The following is a 17,892-nucleotide window of genomic DNA, read 5'->3' as shown; positions in this document are numbered from 1 at the left end:
CGGCGCAGCAGCGTGGCGGCGCCGACGACCGCGGCCACGAGAATGGCCTCCTCGCCGACGGTGTCCAGGCCGCGCTGATCGAAGTTGATCGACGACACGACATTCGGGCTGTGCCGATCCAGGGCCGCGGCCACCGCGGCGTCGCGATACGGATGAAAGTCGTTGCCGAATCCGGGAATTCGCAGAATCGCGACCACCACGGCGATTCCCAGTCCGAGCGCTCCGGCCAGGAACACCGCCAGCCGCACGCGGCCGCTCACGACCGGCCCCGTTTGCGTACCGCGCGCACGGTCAGCAGCACCATCAGCGGAACCACCGCGGTGCCGACCGCGATCTGCGACAGCGCCACATCCGGCGCCCCGAGCACCAGGAACAAGGGCGCCAGCAGGGCGCCGTAGACGCCGAGCACCACCGCCTGCCGCTGCGGATTGTCGGTCCACACCACGACCGTCGCCGCGACGGCGACCAGGACCAGGGCGATTGCGATCAGGACGGTCACGACGGTTTCCGTTCGTCCACGATCACCTCGAGTTTGCCCACCGCGGCCGCGGCCACGGGCGCGGTGAACCACAGCAGGGCCGTGGTGAGCGCCACGGTCGCGGTGGTCAGCCCGATGCCGTAGTCGAGCAGTACCGCCAAGGTCAGCAGCGGCCCGCTCACCGAGGTGAGGATGCCGGGGTAGTGCAGGCGCGCGTACACCCCGCGGGGGCGCACCGCGGCCCAGCACGCCCCGACCGCCACCACGGTCGCCGCGCCGAGCGCGACAGCCGCTGCCGTCGTCGTCGGATCAGTCATCGGCGGCTCCGATCAGACGCGTGAAGACGAGGGTGCCGGCGAAGGCCAGCAGCACCAGCACGGTCGCCACGATGAGATAGTCGGAGCGCCCGGCGGCGAGGCTCGCCGTGATCAGTACGAGGACGGTGACCGTCGAGACCATCTGGAGTCCGACCAGGCGGTGTGCCGCGGTGCCGCGCGCGGACAACCAGATCGCCGGTGGGGTGGCTCCGGCGAGCAGTGCGATCGAGGCCACCGTCCACATCAGCGGTCCCTGCCGCGGATCGCGCGCTGCACGCCGGATTCGGGGATGGGCAGGGTGTGCAGCCGCAGCCGGGCGGACTCCGGATCGCTGAACACCACCAGCGATCCGGGGGTCGCCGACAGCAGGACCGTCGCCGCCGCCTCGCACCCGGCTCGTTGCGCCTCGGAACCGGTTGCGGCCAAGGGGAATTCGCTGAATCGACCGACCGGGCGCCGGCCCCGTAGGACGAGGGCGAACGCGCCGGCACCGTCACGCAGCACCGCGACCGCGGTGTGCGCGATCCATTGCGGCAGGTGCGGCGGCGGCCGCCAGCGACCGCCGACCACCCGCCGTGCCGCGCAGGCCGCCACCGCGCACGGCACCGCCAGTACCGCCGCGGCGATCACTTCCGCCCACGCCGCCGCCGTAATCGTCGCCTGCCACACCACCACACAGATCAGCCACCAGGCCGCGGCCTCCACCGCGACACCGCCTCGGCGCATCGGCATACTCCTCGTCGCTCGGGTGCGCGATGCGGGCCGCGCACCTGCTCGCGTCGCGGGTACCCGGCGTACCGGTCGTCAATCGCCGACCCCCGCGTCCGGGGGCTCGGCGCAGACGTTTGGTTACCGTGGTGCCCGGGTATCGGCGTCGACGAGCGAACAATGTGGTGCGCCGTGGGCGGAAGGAGAGCATGTGTCGGTGAGCGAGTGGATTTCGCCGTCGGCGGACCCGACACCTCCGGGTTCGGTGGTCGGCGTGCGAGTGCTCGCGGAGTCGCGCCAATTGCTCATGTTGCGTGCCCTGGCCGAAACGGTCGCACTGATGGCCGAATTCGCGCTGGACGAGGTGACCGATATCCGAGTGGCCTTGGACGAGATCGCCACCGCGCTGATCGAACGCGCGGTACCCGGATCGTCGATCGAATGCGATTTCGGCTACGACGGGCAACAGATGACCGTGACGGTCAGCGCGGTCGCCGTGACGCCCGAGGCACTACACCGCGACGGGCTCGGCTGGCACGTGCTGACCTCCATCACCGACGCCTTGGAGGCCAGCACCGCCCCCTTCGATCCCGAGGTGTCGGGGTATCCGGTGACGGTGGACTTTCGCCGGCTGCGTCAGCACAGCGCGACCTGACGACCGGTGCCGACGGCGACGCGCGCACGCGGCATACTCGTGAGGTGAGACAGGATCAGGGGCTTTCGCACGGTGACGCCGAGATCGAAGGCGTCATGGGTGCGGGCAACTCGGACAACGTCGGCAGCTTCCGGTTCTGGTTCGCCGACCAGCGTTGGGAGTGGTCGGACGAGGTGGCGGCGATGCACGGGTATCGGCCGGGCACGGTCACACCGACCACCGAGTTGCTGCTCGAGCACAAACATCCCGACGACCGCGAACAGGTCGAGAACACGCTGGCTCGTGCGGTGGAGAAGGCCGAGCCGTTCTGCAGCCGGCATCGCATCATCGATACGCGCGGCGAAACTCACGATGTGCTCGTGGTGGGCGACGGGCTGCTCGACGCGGACGGCCAGGTCGCCGGCACCGCGGGTTATTACATCGACGTCACCGATACGCTGGCCGAACAGCGGCGGCAGACCCTGACCAGCGCGCTGCCGGAGTTGTTCGAAGCCCGGGCCGCAATCGAACAGGCCAAGGGGGCACTGATGGCCGCCTACGCGATCTCGCCCGAGCAGGCCTTCCGGGTGTTGTCGTGGCGATCCCAGGAAACCAACACCAAGCTGCGGGCGCTGGCCGAGCAACTCGTCGTCGAGTTGCCGCAACTCGGTGGCTGGCCCGCCCAGGGCCGCACCGCATTCGACCATCTGCTGCTGACCGTGCACGAACGGGTGCGGCCGGAGTGAGCGTCGTCAGCGCGCCGGGGTGAGTTCGCGCAGCGGGCCGTCGAGTTCGCTGCGGTAGAAGTCGATGAAGCCGTCCGGATCGGGACCCGCGTTCTGCATGACCAGATGGTCGAATCCGGCGTCCACATACTGCTGGGCGGCTTCCAGATAGCGTTTGGGATCCGGCCCGCACGCGAACTGGTCCAGAATGTCCTCGCGCCGGACGGTGCCGGTGGCCGCGGCGAAGTTGGCCGGATTCGGCAACTCGCTCATCACCTTCCAGCCGGTGAGCGCCCAGCGTGAGGTGTCCAGGGCGGCGTCGGCCGCGCTCTGCTCGTCGGGCGCCCACGCCACACCGACCTCGGCGTAACCGCCGCCGCGGCCGCCGGCGCCGCGATAGGTGTCGACCAGCTGCGGGTTCGGCTCGGTGGCGAACAGACCGTCGCCGAGTTCGGCCGCGATCCGGGCCGCCTCCGGCCCGCCGGCCGCGACGATGATGTCCGGTAGCCGCTCGGGCAGATCGAAGATCCGCGCATCCGAAATCGACAGGTACTCACCGCGATAGGTCCGGTAGCCGCCTTGCCACAGCAGTCGGATGATCTCGAGCGCTTCCCGGAACATTCGATGCCGGATGTCGACCGGTGGGAATTCCCGGCCGACCACATGTTCGTTCAGGCGCTCACCGGATCCGACGCCGAAGCGAAACCGGCCGTCGGATACCAGCGCCAGCGTCGCCGCGGCCTGCGCCACGATCGCCGGGTGGTAGCGCAGGATCGGGCAGGTGACGCCGGTGACGAGATCGATGCGGTCGGTGCGTTCGGCGATCGCGCCGAACACCGTCCAGGTGAACGGGGAATGACCCTGGTTGTCGAGCCATGGGTGGTAGTGGTCGCTCATCTCCACGAAGTCGAATCCGGCCGCTTCGGCACGGATCGCCTGGCGGATCAGTTCGCGCGGGCCGAAGGCTTCCGACGCCAGTTTGTAGCCGATCTGCATGCGGGGCTCCTCACGTGCGTGGACAGTCGTCCCTCGGCTACCCATCCGCACCGGATACAACCGGGTAGCGATCGGACCGCCCGGTCTATACAGACCGCTTCGTCTCTGTTATGAAGAAGAAGCGGAGCAGTCGGTGAGGTTCCGCGAGGTAGTCGAGGGGGTCCACGGCCCCCGCCTGGCGCGCGCTGGCCGTCCTGGCCGAGGAGGCCGCCGAGTATCGAACGCGGGGAATCGCGATCTGCCTGGTCAGCCGCGCGCCGACGATCGCCCGGATGGCCGCGGTGGATCCGGTGACCGCCGCGCTGGCGATCCATCCCACCGTCGTGCACGCGCTCGCATCGCTGCCGCGGGCCCCGACGGTCGCCACGTAAGTCGCGCGCGACCGTTGTCGGACCCGGCGGATCGTCGTAGCGTCGCTGTGGTGAGTGTTCCTCAGCATCTGCCCGCCACCGCGGGCGAACTGCGCGCCGCCGGATACCAGCCCCGCGGTGTGAAAACCGAGATCCGCGAGAATCTGCTCGCCGCACTGGAATCCGGGACCGACCCGTGGCCCGGAATCGTCGGCTTCGATCGCACCGTCGTCCCGCAGCTCGAACGCGCGCTGCTCGCCGGGCACGACGTGGTGCTGCTCGGCGAACGCGGCCAGGGCAAAACCCGCCTGCTGCGCACGCTGGTCGGACTGCTCGACGAATGGACGCCGGTCATCGACGGCACCGAATTGGGCGAGCATCCGCTGGACCCGATCAGTCCGGCCGGTCGCCGCCTGGCCGCCGAATTGGGTGACGCGCTGCCGGTGACCTGGCGCCACCGCAGCGAACGGTATGCGGAGAAGCTCGCGACGCCGGACACCTCCGTCGGCGATCTGATCGGCGATGTCGATCCGGTGAAGGTGGCCGAGGGGCGCAGCCTGGGCGATCCGGAGACCATCCACTTCGGCTTGGTGCCGCGCGCCCACCGCGGCATCGTCGCCATCAACGAACTGCCGGATCTCGCCGAGCGGATCCAGGTCGCGTTGCTGAACGTCATGGAGGAACGCGACATCCAGGTCCGTGGCTACACGCTGCGCCTGCCCCTGGATGTGCTGCTGGTGGCCACCGCCAATCCGGAGGACTACACCAACCGCGGCCGCATCATCACCCCGCTCAAGGACCGCTTCGGCGCGGAGATCCGCACCCACTATCCGCTCGACGTGGCGGCCGAGACCGCACTGGTCCGGCAGGAGGCCCAGCTGGTGGCCGAGGTGGGCGACCCGCTGCTCGAGGTGTTGGCCCGGTTCGTGCGGCAGTTGCGGGAATCCCCGGCGGTGGACCAGCGCTCGGGTGTGTCGGCGCGTTTCGCGGTGGCCGCCGCCGAGACCGTCGCCGCCGCCGCGCTGCGCCGCACGGCCCTGACCGGTGAACGTCCGGCGGTAGCCCGCCCGGTGGATCTGGAGTCGGTGCCCGCGGTACTGCGCGGCAAGGTGGAATTCGAATCGGGGGAGGAGGGCCGCGAAACCGAACATCTCACCCACCTGCTGCGGCGCGCCTTCGCCGACACCGCTCGCCGCCGGTTGGCCGGGGTCGATCTGGGCCCGCTGGCCGACGCGGTGAGCGAGGGGCATCCGGTCACCACCGGGGAACGAGTTCCGGGGCAGGACGTCCTGGCCGCGCTGCCGGAACTGCCGGTGTTGCAACGCGTCGCCGAGCGACTGGGCGTGGCCGCCACCGATTCGCCGGCCCGGATCGCCGCGGCCGTCGAATTCGCCTTGGAGGCACTGTATCTGAGCCGCCGGCTCGCCAAGGATTCCGAGGACGGCACCGCCACCTACGGCTCCTGACCATCGAACGACGATGTGAGACACCATGACAGCCCCCGACCGCTATTCCTACGGTCCGTATCACGACGGACCCGACCCGCTGGCGCCGCCGCTGGATCTGCGTGACGCGCTGGACCGGATCGGGCGCGACGTGATGGAGGGCAGCTCCCCGCGCGCCGCGCTCGAGGAACTGCTGCGCCGCGGCACCGGGACCACGCCCGGTCTCGACGATCTGACCCGGCGGGTGTGGCAGCGCCGCGCCCAGCTGACCCGCCGGCACCGCCTGGACGGCACCCTGGCGCAGGTACGCGAACTGCTCGACCAGGCGCTCGCGGCCGAGCGTGCGGAATTGTTCCCCGATCCCGCCGACGAGGCGCGCTTCGCCGAGGCGCAACTCGACGCCCTGCCCACCGGAACGGCCGCCGCGGTGGCCGAACTCGCCGACTACCCGTGGCGCTCGCAGACCGGCCGCGACAACTACGAGCGCATTCGCGACCTGCTCGGCCGGGAACTGCTCGACTCCCGGTTCGAGGGGATGAAGCAGGCGCTCGAGAACGCCACGCCCGCTGATGTGGAACGGGTGCGGCAGATGATGTCCGACCTCAACGAGCTACTCGCCGCCCATGCCCGCGGCGAGAACACCGAGCAGCGCTTCGCCGAGTTCATGGCCGAGCACGGCGAGTTCTTTCCCGAAAATCCGCGCAACACCGAGGAATTGATCGATGCGCTGGCAGCGCGCGCCGCGGCAGCGCAGCGGATGATGAATTCCCTGACCCCCCAGCAGCAGGCCGAACTGAGTGAGCTGATCGGTCAGGCCTTCGGCGACTCGCGCATCGCCGAGCAGGTGGCCGCTCTCGACGCGCAGTTGCGGGCGCTGCGCCCGGGCGAGGACTGGGAGTCCGGTCAGCGCTTCCGCGGTGAGGATCCGCTCGGGCTCGGGGAAGGTGCGCGGGCCATGCAGGATCTGGCGGAACTGGACGCGCTCGCCGAGCAGCTCGCCCAGTCCTATCCCGGCGCCCGGCTCGAGGACATCGACCTCGACGCGCTGACTCGGCAGCTGGGGGCGGAGGCCGCGGTGGACGCGGCGCGGCTGGCCGAATTGGAACGCGAACTGCGCCGCCAGGGTCTGTTCGAGCGGGCGCCGGACGGATCACTTCGATTGACGCCCAAGGCGTTACGCCGCCTCGGCGAGGTCGCGCTGCGGGATGTGATCGGCCGGTTGCGCACCCGGCGCGGACAGCGCGAAACCATCACCGCCGGCGCGGCGGGGGAGCCCACCGGCGCGACCCGCCCGTGGCGGTTCGGCGACACCGAGCCCTGGGACGTGTCGAAAACCGTGCGCAACGCGGTGTTGCGTTCGGCCTCCACCGGCAGCCGCCGGGTCTCGCTGGCGGTCTCCGATGTGGAGATCACCGAAACCGATCAGCGGTCCCGGGCCGCGGTCGCCCTGTGCGTCGACACCTCGTGGTCGATGGTGCAGGACGGGCGCTGGTTGCCGATGAAGCGGACCGCGCTCGCGCTGCATCAATTGATCAGCACCCGATTCCGTTCCGACGCTTTGCAAGTCATCACCTTCGGCCGGCATGCCACCGAGGTCGACATCGCGGAGCTGACCGGCCTGGAGGCGGTGTGGGAGCAGGGCACCAATCTGCATCACGCACTGCTGCTGGCGGCCCGCCATCTGCGCCGGCATCCCGATGCCGTCCCGGTGGTCCTGGTGGTCACCGACGGTGAGCCGACCGCATACCTGGAACCCGACGGTTCCTCGTACTTCAACTGGCCGCCGGAGACCCGCACTCTGGCGGTGACGCTGGCCCAGGTCGACGCCCTCGCGAAACTCGGCGCCTCGGTCTCGGTGTTCATCCTCGGTGAGAATCCCCGCCTGGCGGCATTCGTCGACCTGATGGCCCGCCGCAGCGGCGGCCGGGTGATCGCCCCGGAGCTGGACGGGCTCGGAGCGGCCGTCGTCTCGGACTATCTGCACGGCCGCCGCCGCTGAGTGGTCTGGACGGCTGCCGCCGCTGATCCGATCTCGGTTACGGCCGGCCGAGTCCGCAAGGTCACCGTGTTGTCCGTCATGGCTCCATCCTCATCCGAATCCCGAGTGCCTCAAGACATTTGCGTGCCGGCGGGGCGAGCGGACAATGCGCGTCCTCCGGTCGCGCCGGATCACCCGCAACGGGTGACGCGCCGTCGCCGGGTTCGGGGTCGACTGAACGGGTCGCGCGGGTCGGGTATCGCGCGCGCGGTTTCGAAACGAGAGGCGGTGCGCGATGCGGTACGAATTCGTCGTCGACGGCGACCTTTCCGACCGAGCGCTCGCCGAATTCCCCGAACTCACGCGCAGCACCGTCGCGACGCCCGGAAGCACGACGCTCTTCGGCGCCCTGCCCGATTACACGGCCATGCGTGGTGTGCTCGCCCGCCTCGACGCGCTGGGCTTGACGGTGCTCGAGATGCGGCGGCTGCCGGACTGAGCGGTCTCGCAGCGCCCGCGGGTGTTCAGGCCCGATCCTGGCCGACCCGCGGATCGATGAGTCGCCACTCGCGTTCCCATTCGGCGGCTCGATGGCGGTCCAGGCAGTAGGCCGCGCCCCGGGCGATCGCATAGGCCAACGCCCAGCAGACGAGCAGTGCCGCCGTCCCGCCGGCAACGCCCTGGGCGGCGGCGACATCGTCGGCGATCGGCGGCGTGGTCGGATCGCCGTGGGGGTCGAGCCACAGCGGAACGTGGTCGCCGCGGTGGGTGGTGGCCTCGACGTCGACCGTGGCGTCGCCGGCTCGTCCGTCGTGGTTCCATTGCGCCTGCGCCCGCAGCTGGTCGGCGAACATCGCGCTCGGTGCCGGCAATCGAACCGGATCGGACGTGATCACCGCCGTCACAGCGGTTTTCGAGGAATTCTCGGCCTGGATGCGAGCCGCGGCGGACTGGTATCGGGCGCCACCGACCGCGACGGCCAGGGCGAGGGCCGCCACCGCGGCGACGACCAGTGCCAGCCGCAATCCCTGTTCGAAGCGGTCGGCGGGACGCATCAGCGGTGAGCGGGTCCACGGCGCCAGCCGGCCGGCTCGCAGCACCCTCGACGTTGTGCGCACCATTTCCTCTCCCACCTGGCCGCGGTCGCGACTGTGCTCACGGTGCCCGTTGCGGGTCGGGCCGCCGGAGAACGGCCGAGGCGGCGAACCGCGCAGGGCTCGGGCCGTCGCTCCGCCGGCATGCCACCCGGAAGCCGTGCCGGACCGTCCGGACGGCGTGGCACGGTGCAGAGATATCCCCGGTGCGGCGCCCCAAACCGGGGATGCGGGCGGTGGCGTCGCACTCGCCAGAGGTTTGACCCCGCCGTATCCGGTTATCGCGTCGATGCGGCCCGTATGAGACGGGTCGTCCGGCCAATTCGGAAGGAGCACATCTATGAGCGCCATCGATAAGGCGAAGAACAAGCTCGAGGACGCCGCCGGTCAGGCCAAGGAGAAGCTCGGCGCCGCCGCGGGTGACCGGGACAAGGAGAACGAAGGCAAGGCCGACCAGACGAAATCGAATCTGAAGGATGCCGGTGAGAAGGTCAAGGACGCCTTCGGCAACTGATCGTCCGGAGCGGAGCCCGGGCCGGTGCAGCGCAGGCGCGCCCGGCCCGGGTTTCGTCGTATTCGCCCGATCTGCATGATTCGGGTGTACAGACCACTCCGTCTCTGTTAAGAAGGAAGGCGCGGGTTCGGTCTTCATGCGGTAGGACGCCCGCTGCGGGCATGTCGCCCGTTGCCCTCGGCTCCGGTTGGAGACCTCAATGAGCTCGAGCGCCGAATTACGTCCTGTCCCCGCGGTCGACGAAGCGGAGATCGATCGCAGTGCGCAGTCCCGCTTGACAGCGGTGGTACGCACCCGCGGCCCGGCAGTGGTGCTGTCGTTTCGTGGCGAAGCCGACAGCTTCGCGATGGAGGGCTGGATCGAACGCATCCGCTCCGCCGCCGAGAGCGGCACATCCATCGTGGTGGTCGATACCAACTGTCTCGGATTCCTGTCCTGGCGCGCCCTGCTGGCGCTGGCGCAGGCGGCCGACCACTATCGCTCCCGCGGCGTGCACATCTGCCTGGTGACGCAGTCACCGACCATTCTGCGGATCGCGGCCCTGGAACCGGTGACCCGGCGGCTGGCGATCCATTCCACGGTGGTCAGCGCCGTCAGCTGCGCACCGCGGGCGGGATAGCCGCCGGGCGAGCCGGCCTCAGTCCGGGAGCGGAAAATAGGAATCGTCGTCGGTGCCTCGTTCGCGGCGCACGATTTCCTCCACCGCGTCGGCATCACTCGATCCGGTCGGTGAATCGGAGCGAATGGTGTCCAAGCCTTCGGTGGTTCCGGATTCGGGCAGGCCCGGTTCGGCGGGCGCTCCGGCGCCCACATCGGGCTCCTCCTCGGCCAGTCGTTGCGACAGCGGTCGTTCCGTGCGTTGCTCACCGGCGGTCATCCCGTAGGAGTCGGCGCCGGACCAGTCGTCGGGCGGCTCGACGATCTCGTCCCCGTCGTCGTTTCCGACATCGTCGGAATCCAGACCCTCGGTCGAGCTCAGCAGGTCATCGTCGGATTCTTTTGCAGCCATGTGGTGCGCGTGCCCGCTATCGCGGGCGGCAAACCGGTCAGTGCGGCCGCGCCGTCGTTTGCGCATTCCGGCCCCGGGTAGCCACGCCATGGCCGTATCCGCATCGACGCAGATCGAGGTGACAGCGATGAAGGCAGTGACATGGCAGGGCCGCCGGAAGGTGTCGGTGGAGGACGTGCCCGATCCCCGGATCGAGCAACCGACCGACGCCGTCATCGCCGTGACCTCCTCGGGCGTCTGCGGATCGGATCTGCATCTGTACGAGGTGCTGGGTCCCTATATGAGTCGGGGCGACGTACTCGGCCACGAACCGATCGGTGAGGTGGTGGAGGTCGGATCCGAGGTGCGGACGCTGTCGGTGGGGGATCGGGTGGTGGTGCCGTTCCAGATCGCCTGCGGGCACTGCGTGATGTGCGATACGGGTCTGCCTACCCAGTGCGAGACCACTCAGGTGCGCGCGTACGGCAGCGGCGCGGCCCTGTTCGGCTATTCCAAACTCTACGGTCAGGTGCCGGGTGCGCAGGCGCAGTACCTGCGGGTGCCGCATGCCGACTTCACCCACATCCCGATTCCGCCCGGCCCCGACGACAGCCGCTTCCTGTACCTGTCGGATGTGTTGCCGACCGCATGGCAGGCGGTCGAATACGCCGCGGTGCCCGAGGGTGGCACCCTCGTGGTGCTGGGGCTGGGGCCGATCGGGGATATGGCCTGCCGGATCGCCGCCCACCACGGGTACCGGGTGATCGGCGTGGACCGGGTACCGGACCGGATGCAGCGGGTGGCGGCGCGGGGAATCGAGGTGGTCGATCTGGATGCCGTCGCGACCGTCGGTAACTCGATCGGCGATGTGATTCGCGACGGCACCGACGGCCGGGGCGCCGACAGCGTGATCGACGCCGTGGGGATGGAGGCACACGGGTCCCCGGTCGCGGAGTTCGCCCAGCGTTCGGCCGGCTACCTGCCCGATACGGTGTCGCGGCGGCTGATGGATTCGGTCGGCGTGGACCGGTTGGCGGCGCTGCACAGCGCAATCGATATCGTCCGGCGCGGCGGCACGATCTCGTTGTCGGGGGTGTACGGGGGAATGGCCGATCCGCTGCCGATGCGGATTCTGTTCGACAAGCAGATACAGCTGCGGATGGGACAGGCCAATGTGAAACGCTGGGCTCCGGAGATCATGCCGCTGCTCGGCGACGACGATCCCCTGGGCGTGGAATCCTTTGCCACCCATCGGCTTCCGCTGGCCGAGGCGCCGCGGGTCTATCGTGACTTCCAGCGCAAGGCCGGCGGAATGGTGAAGGTCGTGCTGGATCCGGCGGCCTGACCGGGTCTTTCACCCTCGCCGGCGTGCCCGAATCGCCCAGTGCCACAGGATCTTTTCGTTCCGGGATGCATAGTCGGAGCGGACCCGGGTAGTGCGCTCGGTGTGACCGGAAAACGACACCGGTCGCGATACGGAGAGTCCCTACTGCGAAGGAGGTTCGCAATGGCCGACCCGAACAATCCCGGACAGTTCGGTAACCGCCGCGACACCGAGGAGCAGGCCCGCCGAGGCGGTCAGGCCAGCACCGGCAGCTTCGGTCAGAGCAATGCCGCCGACCCGCACGAGGCCGGCCGCAAGGGCGCTCAGGCGCAGCCGACCGAGGCCAAGCAGGCCGGTGGTCAGCACAGTCACGGCGGTCGCTGACCGGCACAGGCCCGGAACAGGACTCGACAGCGTAGGCCGGATCGTAGGGTCCGGCCTACGCGGCCGTCGGGGGCCGCACCGGACCGCCCCCGGAGAAGACCCGCTCGGCCTTCCTCGGTGCGCAGCTACGGCCGGCGAAATCGTGGATCCGACAACGGCGGGACTCAAATATTTCCGGTGAGTTTCACCGGTCGCGCGGCGCCGGAAATTCGTGAGCCGGCTCGATGTGTATCCGCCACAACCACCGCCGAAATAATTTCAGGCAATATTTTTCGCCATTCTGGTTAACATCCCGCACTCGAGGTTCGATGCTTGGAATGTCGTCCGCTTTCGACGGCGTGGTCGAGTGATTTCAACCGGTTCGGCCGGGTATGGCGCTCCAGGACGCGAGCATCGACGCTCTGCGAAGTAAGCATGAACAGGCAGTTCGGCAACGAGGCCGACTCTGACCCGAAGCATCGACTATCCCGCTAAACGAAAAACGGTGTGCGATGGACATCGATCAGCGCGCTCGCAAACGTAGTTCCACTACCGCTGCGGCAGAGCTGGCTACCTTGCTGCAAGAGACCGCGAGTGGGAACTCCGATTCCTTTGCCGTGTTCTACCGTCGGACGAGTCCCCGCCTGATGGCCCGCCTGACGTCGATTCTGCGCAGCCCGGTGCTGGCGCAGGAGGTATGTCAGGAGGTGTATTTGCAGGCGTGGTCGGCCGCGGGGGACTACGACGCCGGCCGGGCCAGTCCGATGGCCTGGCTGATGATGTTCGCGCATCGCCGCGCGGTCGACCGGGTGCGCTCCGAGCAGTCGCTGGCCGACCGCGAGCGCGCCTTCGGTCAGGGGCAGTTCACCCGGGAACGGGACGTCGTCTTCGACGAGGTCACCCAGCGGCTGGACGAACGGTCGGTCGCGGGGGAGGTGAATCGGCTGGGGCAGCGCCAGCGCGAGGCGATCCTGCTCGCCTTCTACGGTGGCCGCACCTATCCCGAGGTGGCGCACGATCTGGGGATCCCGGTGCCGACCGCGAAGGCGCGCATCCGGGCCGGATTGAAAACCCTGGGTACCAGACTGGCGGCCGGTCGACCCGAGGAGGCGCGGTGAAACCGGGGTTCCCGAGCTGACTCCGATCACCCTCCGTGGGTCACTCCGTGGGCGAGTCGCACCATTGCGCACACCTACCCCCTGGGGGTACCCTCTGGTATCGAGCCGGGTGTTCGCACTGGGTGGACCTGCTCCCGTGAGCGCGTAGTACTCTACTACCTGCGTACGTAGGTAGTAGAGTGCCGGTGTCCTGCGGGCAGTTGGCTGTCTGCGCGGGCTGCGCTGCGCGACAAGGGTATTCGAGACGAGGAGGCCGAGTTCGTGAGCTCTTGTCCGGACCATCGGGCCCGGCATCACCGCGAAACGTTCTCGGCCACCCGGTCACCTGCCGCGGTCGTGCCCGTGGTCTCGCCGCGTCGTGGTCTGCTGGCGGCGTTCTTCATCACCCTGCTGACTCTGGTCGCCCTGCACATCGACTGCGCCGGCCCCGAATTCGCGGTCCCGACCGATGCCGTGCCCACCGCCGCGCACACGGCGAAACCCGCGCTCGCCCATCTCGGCGCCCATCTACCCGCCCGCGACGACTGCTGTGCTCACGACCGGCACCCGGCCCTGGATACGGTGCTGCCCGCGGGCACCAAACCCGGGCTTGCGGGACTGCTGTGGTGGATTGTCGCGGTAGTCGCCGTGACCGCTCTCGCGAGTTGGGCCGCGACCGCTGTGCGCGGGCCGCCGATCCGCCCGGCGCCCGCCCGCACGGGGCGCGACATTCTGACGCATCTGAGTATCGACCGCCGCTGATCGGTCAGCGACAGGCCGACGGCCGGGCCGTCGGCCGGTGTCCGCTGCCCGCAATCAGCTGCACCGCCCGGAACGGGGCGGATCGATACCGAAAGCGACAGTCATGGACAGGACAGTGCTCGACCTTCCACACGGCCCCGCGGCCGCGCCGGCCCCGATTCCGGCGCGACGCCCGCGCGGTCTGGTCGGGAATACGCCGGTGCTGTGGATCGGTGAACCCTTGTCGGGACGCGACCGTGGGTTCTGGGCCAAACTCGAGGGCGCCAATCCCGGCGGTATGAAGGACCGCCCGGCTCTGCACATGGTCCGGCGCGCGACCGAGCGCGGCGAGTTGCGCCCGGGCGCACGCATCATCGAATCCTCCAGTGGCACCCTGGGTTTGGGTCTGGCGCTGGCCGGAATGGTGTACGCCCACCCGGTCACCGTGGTCACCGATCCCGGGATGGAACCGATGATGGTGCGCCTGCTGCGCGCCTACGGTGCCCGGGTGGAATCGGTCACCGAACCCCACCCGGCGGGCGGCTGGCAGCAGGCCCGGCGCGACCGGGTGGCGGATCTGCTCGCCGCCGAGCCGGATGCCTGGTGTCCGGACCAGTACAGCAATCCGGACAACGTCGAGGGCTACGAGTCGTTGGCGTTCGAGCTACTGCAGCAGCTCGGTCGAATCGACGTACTGGTCTGTGCGGTCGGCACCGGCGGGCATTCGGCGGGTGTCGCGCGCGTCCTGCGCCGGGTGAATCCGGATCTCACCCTGATCGGAGTGGATACCGTGGCATCGACCATCTTCGGACAACCCGCCGGGCCTCGGCTCATGCGCGGGCTCGGGTCGAGCATCCACCCCCGCAATGTCGACTACGCGGCGTTCGACGAAATCCACTGGGTCGCACCGGCGGAGGCGGTATGGGCCTGCCGCACCCTGGCGGCCACCCACCACGCCAGCGGCGGTTGGAGCGTCGGCGCGGTCGCGCTCGTCGCGGGCTGGGCCGCACGGGTGCGCGATGCCGAAACCCGCATCGCCGCAATCTTTCCCGATGGACCGCACCGTTATGCCGATACCGTCTACAACGACGCCTACTGCGCCGAACACGACCTGCTCGCCGCCGATCCACCGGTCGAACCGGACGTGATCGCCCATCCGGCCGAGCGCGTGGTGACCGCGTGGACCCGATGCACGACCGTCGTCGATCCCCGCACCCTCGACGAGGACGGGCGGGCGAACGGATGAAGCTCGTAACCCAGTTCCGCAGTTTCGATCCGGCCGCGCGGCTGCTGATGATCAACCAGTTCGGCATCAACCTGGGCTTCTACATGTTGATGCCGTATCTGGCCGGCTATCTCGCGGGCCCGCTCGGGCTGGCGGCGTGGGCGGTCGGGCTCGTGCTCGGCGTGCGCAATTTCTCCCAGCAGGGCATGTTCCTCGTCGGCGGCACCCTCGCCGACCGGTTGGGATACAAACCGCTCATCGTGGCCGGTTGTCTGCTGCGCACCGCGGGTTTCGCCCTGCTGATCTTCGCCGGCTCGCTGCCCACGCTGCTGATCGCCTCGGCGGCAACGGGTTTCGCCGGGGCACTGTTCAACCCGGCGGTACGCGCCTATCTGGCGGCCGAGACCGGAGCCCGCCGTGTGGAGGCCTTCGCGGTCTTCAACATCTTCTATCAGGCCGGCATCCTGGTCGGGCCGCTGGCCGGGCTGGCGCTGCTGGTCGCCGATTTCCGGGTCACCGCCGCCGCGGCGGCCGTCGTCTTCGCCGTCCTGACCGTCGCGCAACTGTTCGCGTTGCCACCGCGACGGGCCGTGGAGCCGGCGGTGCGGACATCGGTGCTCGAGGACTGGCGCACGGTGGTCCGCAACCGGCGCTTCCTGGCCTTCGCCGCGGCGATGATCGGATCGTATGTGCTGTCGTTCCAGATCTATCTGGCGCTGCCGCTGCAGGCGGAATATCTCAGCCCGGAGCATGGGCAGGCGGTGACTTCGGGACTGTTCGTGGTGTCGGGAGTGGTCGCGGTGGCGGGTCAGTTGCGCATCACCGCGTGGTTCCGTCGTCGCTGGGGGACCGGCCGGGCGCTGGTCGTCGGTATGTCGGTCCTGGCCGCCGGTTTCGTTCCGCTGCTGGTGATTTCCGGTCCGCAGCCGTTCGGCACGGTGACAGCCCTGGTGGCCCTGGTGGTTTCGGCCGCGGTCCTGGCCGTCGGCACGGCCGCGGTCTTCCCGTTCGAAATGGACACCGTGGTCTCGCTGTCGGGCGGTGTCCTGGTGGCGACCCACTACGGCTTCTACAACACGGTGGTCGGGGTGGGCATTCTGGCCGGCAATCTGGCGACCGGTGCGGTGCTCGACGCGGCGCGGTCGGCGGGTCTGGACGAGCTGGTGTGGGGCGGGTTCGTCGCCATCGGGGCGGTTGCGGCGATCGCGCTCGCCCTGCTGGACCGCTCGGCCCGGGCAACGGAATCCACTGCGCCGGAGGAGAATTCGGCGAATTCGGTGCGCGGCTCCGCATGAGGACCCGGGGGTGCGGTGCTCGCGATGGCGCGAGCACCGCACCGGTGCGTTCAGGCCCGGTGCAGTGCCAGTACCGGGATGGTGCGCACTCCGGCGGTCTTGCGGGCGTACTCGGCGAATCCCGGGTACCGCCGGGCCTGCTCGTCGTAGATGCGGTCCCGCCGCTCACCGGTCACCTCGGTGACGGTGACCGGATAGCGTTCGGTGCCGCGCTCGATCTCGGCGCTGCCGGCGGCGGTCAGGTTGTAGTACCAGTCCGGATTGGTCGGGGCCCCGGCCTTGGATGCGAACACGTAGATGGTGCCGGGGTTCTCGTCGTCCGGCAGATACATCATCGGCGTCACCAGTTCCCGCCCGGATCTGCGGCCGCGGTGATGCACCAGCACCATCGGCGCACCCTCGAAATCGCCGCCGACGCGTCCCTCGTTGGCTCGAAATTCCTCGATGATCGCGGTATTCCAGTCGCTCATGGCGCAATTGTGCGGGTGACGGCGGCCGAAGGCGGGGAGGCGCGCGCCCATCCGGCCACACCGGATATGCGATCATCGGTCCGATGTCGGTGATCGAACCCGTGGCGACCGGGTGCCATGGTTGAGCTGTACGGCCGGACGGCCGAAACCGAGGCCATCGCGGAGCTGCTCGCGCGGGCGCGGTCCGGGGCCAGCGGATGGCTGGTGTTGCGCGGGGATCCGGGTATCGGAAAGACGGCACTGCTCGACCATGCCGCCGCCACCGCCGGCGAGTTGCGCGTCCTGCGGGGCGCGGGCGTCGAGAGCGAGGCGGAGCTGCCGTTCGCCGGATTGCAACTGCTGTTGCGCCCGGCGCTCGGATGTCTGCCCGCGCTTGCGGCGCGGCAGCGCAGCGCACTCGAGGCGGCGTTACGCCTGGGCGACGAGGTCGGCGGGGATGCGATGCTGGTGGGTCTGGCGGTGCTGTCGCTGCTCACCGAATACGCCGCCGACACCGGCCTGCTCTGTCTGATCGACGACGCGCACTGGCTCGACCGGGCCTCCCTCGACGCCGTGTTGTTCGCGGCGCGCAGGTTGTACGCCGAAGGGGTCGTGATTCTGATGGCCGCCCGCGACGACGCCGGTTTCGTACCGGCCGCCGATCTCCCACAGCGGCGCCTCGCCGGTCTCGCGCCGGAAGCGGCCGCTGCCCTGCTCGACCGCCGTGGTCTCCCCGCCGCGGCCCGCCCACGACTGCTCGCCGAAGCGCAGGGCAATCCGCTGGCCCTGCTCGAATTGGCCGCTGCCGCCACCGATGAGCGATTCGGCGAACCCGGCCCGGGCGGTCCGGCGCTGTCCGAGCGGCTGCAGCTGGCCTTCCACGGCCGGATCAGCCGGATGCCGCGCTCGACCCAGGACATTCTGCTGATCGTGGCCGCGGAGGAATCGGGCGAACTGTCGGCGGTGCTGCGGGCCGCGGCATCCTGTGGCGCCGGAATCGATGACCTGGCACCGGCCGAGAATGCCGGGCTGCTGGTGCGGGGGGAGTCCGCCGAGACGATCGTGTTCCGGCATCCGCTGATCCGCGCCGCGGTGTACCAGCGGGCCCCGCTCGGCGCGCGCATGGCCGCCCACCGGGCCTTGGCCGCCGCGCTCGACGACCCCGCCGACG

At 69.6% G+C, this 17,892-nt stretch carries 22 protein-coding genes and 1 pseudogene; 14 read left to right on the top strand and 9 right to left on the bottom strand.

The features are described 5' to 3' along the window. The 5 genes and pseudogenes from ON37_RS18770 to ON37_RS18750 form a co-directional block, all read right to left on the bottom strand. Nucleotides 1-260 (bottom strand): annotated as a pseudogene (locus ON37_RS18770) (sodium:proton antiporter); the annotation flags it as partial. After that, a complete protein-coding gene (locus ON37_RS18765; RefSeq protein ID WP_040720999.1) occupies nt 257-499 on the bottom strand; it encodes a Na(+)/H(+) antiporter subunit B in 243 nt (80 codons plus the stop codon). The gene ON37_RS18765 and the pseudogene ON37_RS18770, both read right to left, overlap by 4 nt. Next, the gene (locus ON37_RS18760; RefSeq protein ID WP_040720997.1) at nt 496-795 is read right to left on the bottom strand and encodes a monovalent cation/H(+) antiporter subunit G; all 300 of its coding nucleotides are present in this window, start codon (nt 793-795) and stop codon (nt 496-498) included. The genes ON37_RS18765 and ON37_RS18760 overlap by 4 nt, the downstream gene beginning before the upstream one ends. After that, on the bottom strand, nt 788-1,039 hold the full coding sequence (locus ON37_RS18755) for an MrpF/PhaF family protein (RefSeq protein ID WP_040720995.1): 252 nt from the start codon (nt 1,037-1,039) through the stop codon (nt 788-790). The genes ON37_RS18760 and ON37_RS18755 overlap by 8 nt, the downstream gene beginning before the upstream one ends. Beyond that, the gene (locus tag ON37_RS18750; RefSeq protein WP_157171494.1) at nt 1,039-1,521 is read right to left on the bottom strand and encodes a Na+/H+ antiporter subunit E; all 483 of its coding nucleotides are present in this window, start codon (nt 1,519-1,521) and stop codon (nt 1,039-1,041) included. The genes ON37_RS18755 and ON37_RS18750 overlap by 1 nt, the downstream gene beginning before the upstream one ends. Nucleotides 1,522-1,714: 193 nt before the next feature. Between ON37_RS18750 and ON37_RS18745 the strand changes: the two genes are divergently transcribed. Beyond that, nucleotides 1,715-2,158, top strand: a complete 444-nt coding sequence (locus ON37_RS18745; protein ID WP_245553258.1) for an ATP-binding protein — start codon at nt 1,715-1,717, stop codon at nt 2,156-2,158. A 95-nt stretch (nt 2,159-2,253) separates the two neighbouring features. Further along, a complete protein-coding gene (locus ON37_RS18740; protein ID WP_051031766.1) occupies nt 2,254-2,883 on the top strand; it encodes a PAS and ANTAR domain-containing protein in 630 nt (209 codons plus the stop codon). 6 nt (nt 2,884-2,889) lie between these two features. Here ON37_RS18740 and ON37_RS18735 read toward each other — a convergent pair whose 3' ends face one another. Continuing rightward, entirely contained in the window at nt 2,890-3,858 is a 969-nt protein-coding gene (locus ON37_RS18735; RefSeq protein ID WP_040720991.1) for a TIGR03557 family F420-dependent LLM class oxidoreductase, read from the bottom strand. 421 nt (nt 3,859-4,279) lie between these two features. Here ON37_RS18735 and ON37_RS18730 point away from each other — a divergent pair, with 421 nt between their 5' ends. The 3 genes from ON37_RS18730 (at nt 4,280) to ON37_RS18720 (ending at nt 8,130) form a co-directional block, all read left to right on the top strand. Continuing rightward, complete coding sequence (locus ON37_RS18730; RefSeq protein ID WP_217999942.1) at nt 4,280-5,674, top strand: ATP-binding protein; 1,395 nt, start codon at nt 4,280-4,282, stop codon at nt 5,672-5,674. A 25-nt stretch (nt 5,675-5,699) separates the two neighbouring features. Next, nucleotides 5,700-7,652, top strand: a complete 1,953-nt coding sequence (locus tag ON37_RS18725) for a vWA domain-containing protein (RefSeq protein ID WP_040720989.1) — start codon at nt 5,700-5,702, stop codon at nt 7,650-7,652. 274 nt (nt 7,653-7,926) lie between these two features. Further along, nucleotides 7,927-8,130 carry a DUF8691 family protein gene (locus ON37_RS18720; RefSeq protein ID WP_040720987.1) on the top strand — a complete coding sequence of 68 codons (204 nt, stop codon included), beginning with the start codon at nt 7,927-7,929 and terminating at the stop codon, nt 8,128-8,130. A 25-nt stretch (nt 8,131-8,155) separates the two neighbouring features. Here ON37_RS18720 and ON37_RS18715 read toward each other — a convergent pair whose 3' ends face one another. Then, entirely contained in the window at nt 8,156-8,752 is a 597-nt protein-coding gene (locus ON37_RS18715) for an Rv1733c family protein (protein ID WP_157171493.1), read from the bottom strand. Between the two features lie 313 nt (nt 8,753-9,065). On the opposite strand from ON37_RS18715, the gene ON37_RS18710 reads away from it, so the two are divergent. Further along, nucleotides 9,066-9,239 carry a CsbD family protein gene (locus ON37_RS18710; protein WP_040720985.1) on the top strand — a complete coding sequence of 58 codons (174 nt, stop codon included), beginning with the start codon at nt 9,066-9,068 and terminating at the stop codon, nt 9,237-9,239. 199 nt (nt 9,240-9,438) lie between these two features. Further along, nucleotides 9,439-9,858, top strand: a complete 420-nt coding sequence (locus ON37_RS18705; RefSeq protein ID WP_040720983.1) for an STAS domain-containing protein — start codon at nt 9,439-9,441, stop codon at nt 9,856-9,858. Nucleotides 9,859-9,876: 18 nt separating this feature from the next. On the opposite strand, the gene ON37_RS18700 is transcribed toward ON37_RS18705, so the two are convergent. Further along, a complete protein-coding gene (locus tag ON37_RS18700) occupies nt 9,877-10,248 on the bottom strand; it encodes a hypothetical protein (RefSeq protein ID WP_040720982.1) in 372 nt (123 codons plus the stop codon). 127 nt (nt 10,249-10,375) lie between these two features. Between ON37_RS18700 and ON37_RS18695 the strand changes: the two genes are divergently transcribed. The 6 genes from ON37_RS18695 (at nt 10,376) to ON37_RS18670 (ending at nt 16,272) form a co-directional block, all read left to right on the top strand. Further along, nucleotides 10,376-11,572 (top strand): alcohol dehydrogenase catalytic domain-containing protein, encoded by a 1,197-nt coding sequence (locus tag ON37_RS18695; protein ID WP_040721004.1) that lies wholly within the window; start codon nt 10,376-10,378, stop codon nt 11,570-11,572. A gap of 162 nt (nt 11,573-11,734) precedes the next feature. Next, nucleotides 11,735-11,935, top strand: coding sequence for a hypothetical protein (locus ON37_RS18690; RefSeq protein WP_040720980.1), 201 nt, complete (start codon nt 11,735-11,737; stop codon nt 11,933-11,935). A gap of 491 nt (nt 11,936-12,426) precedes the next feature. Next, nucleotides 12,427-13,032 (top strand): sigma-70 family RNA polymerase sigma factor, encoded by a 606-nt coding sequence (locus ON37_RS18685; RefSeq protein WP_083893105.1) that lies wholly within the window; start codon nt 12,427-12,429, stop codon nt 13,030-13,032. A gap of 261 nt (nt 13,033-13,293) precedes the next feature. Continuing rightward, entirely contained in the window at nt 13,294-13,773 is a 480-nt protein-coding gene (gene lpqS, locus ON37_RS18680) for a putative copper homeostasis (lipo)protein LpqS (protein WP_157171492.1), read from the top strand. A gap of 103 nt (nt 13,774-13,876) precedes the next feature. After that, complete coding sequence (locus ON37_RS18675) at nt 13,877-14,998, top strand: PLP-dependent cysteine synthase family protein (protein ID WP_040720977.1); 1,122 nt, start codon at nt 13,877-13,879, stop codon at nt 14,996-14,998. Beyond that, nucleotides 14,995-16,272 carry an MFS transporter gene (locus ON37_RS18670; RefSeq protein ID WP_040720976.1) on the top strand — a complete coding sequence of 426 codons (1,278 nt, stop codon included), beginning with the start codon at nt 14,995-14,997 and terminating at the stop codon, nt 16,270-16,272. The genes ON37_RS18675 and ON37_RS18670 overlap by 4 nt, the downstream gene beginning before the upstream one ends. Nucleotides 16,273-16,322: 50 nt before the next feature. Here the strand turns inward: ON37_RS18670 and ON37_RS18665 are convergent, their stop codons facing one another. Next, a complete protein-coding gene (locus ON37_RS18665; protein WP_040720975.1) occupies nt 16,323-16,742 on the bottom strand; it encodes a nitroreductase family deazaflavin-dependent oxidoreductase in 420 nt (139 codons plus the stop codon). Nucleotides 16,743-16,859: 117 nt separating this feature from the next. Here ON37_RS18665 and ON37_RS18660 point away from each other — a divergent pair. Beyond that, the coding region (locus ON37_RS18660) for an AAA family ATPase (RefSeq protein WP_040720974.1) at nt 16,860-17,892 on the top strand (1,033 nt) is incomplete at its 3' end.

This window comes from Nocardia veterana NBRC 100344 (assembly GCF_000308855.1).
GTDB classification, from domain to species: Bacteria; Actinomycetota; Actinomycetes; order Mycobacteriales; family Mycobacteriaceae; genus Nocardia; species Nocardia veterana.
Note: the sequence above shows the minus strand (reverse complement) of the source record. Positions and strands in the feature narration are given on the sequence as shown.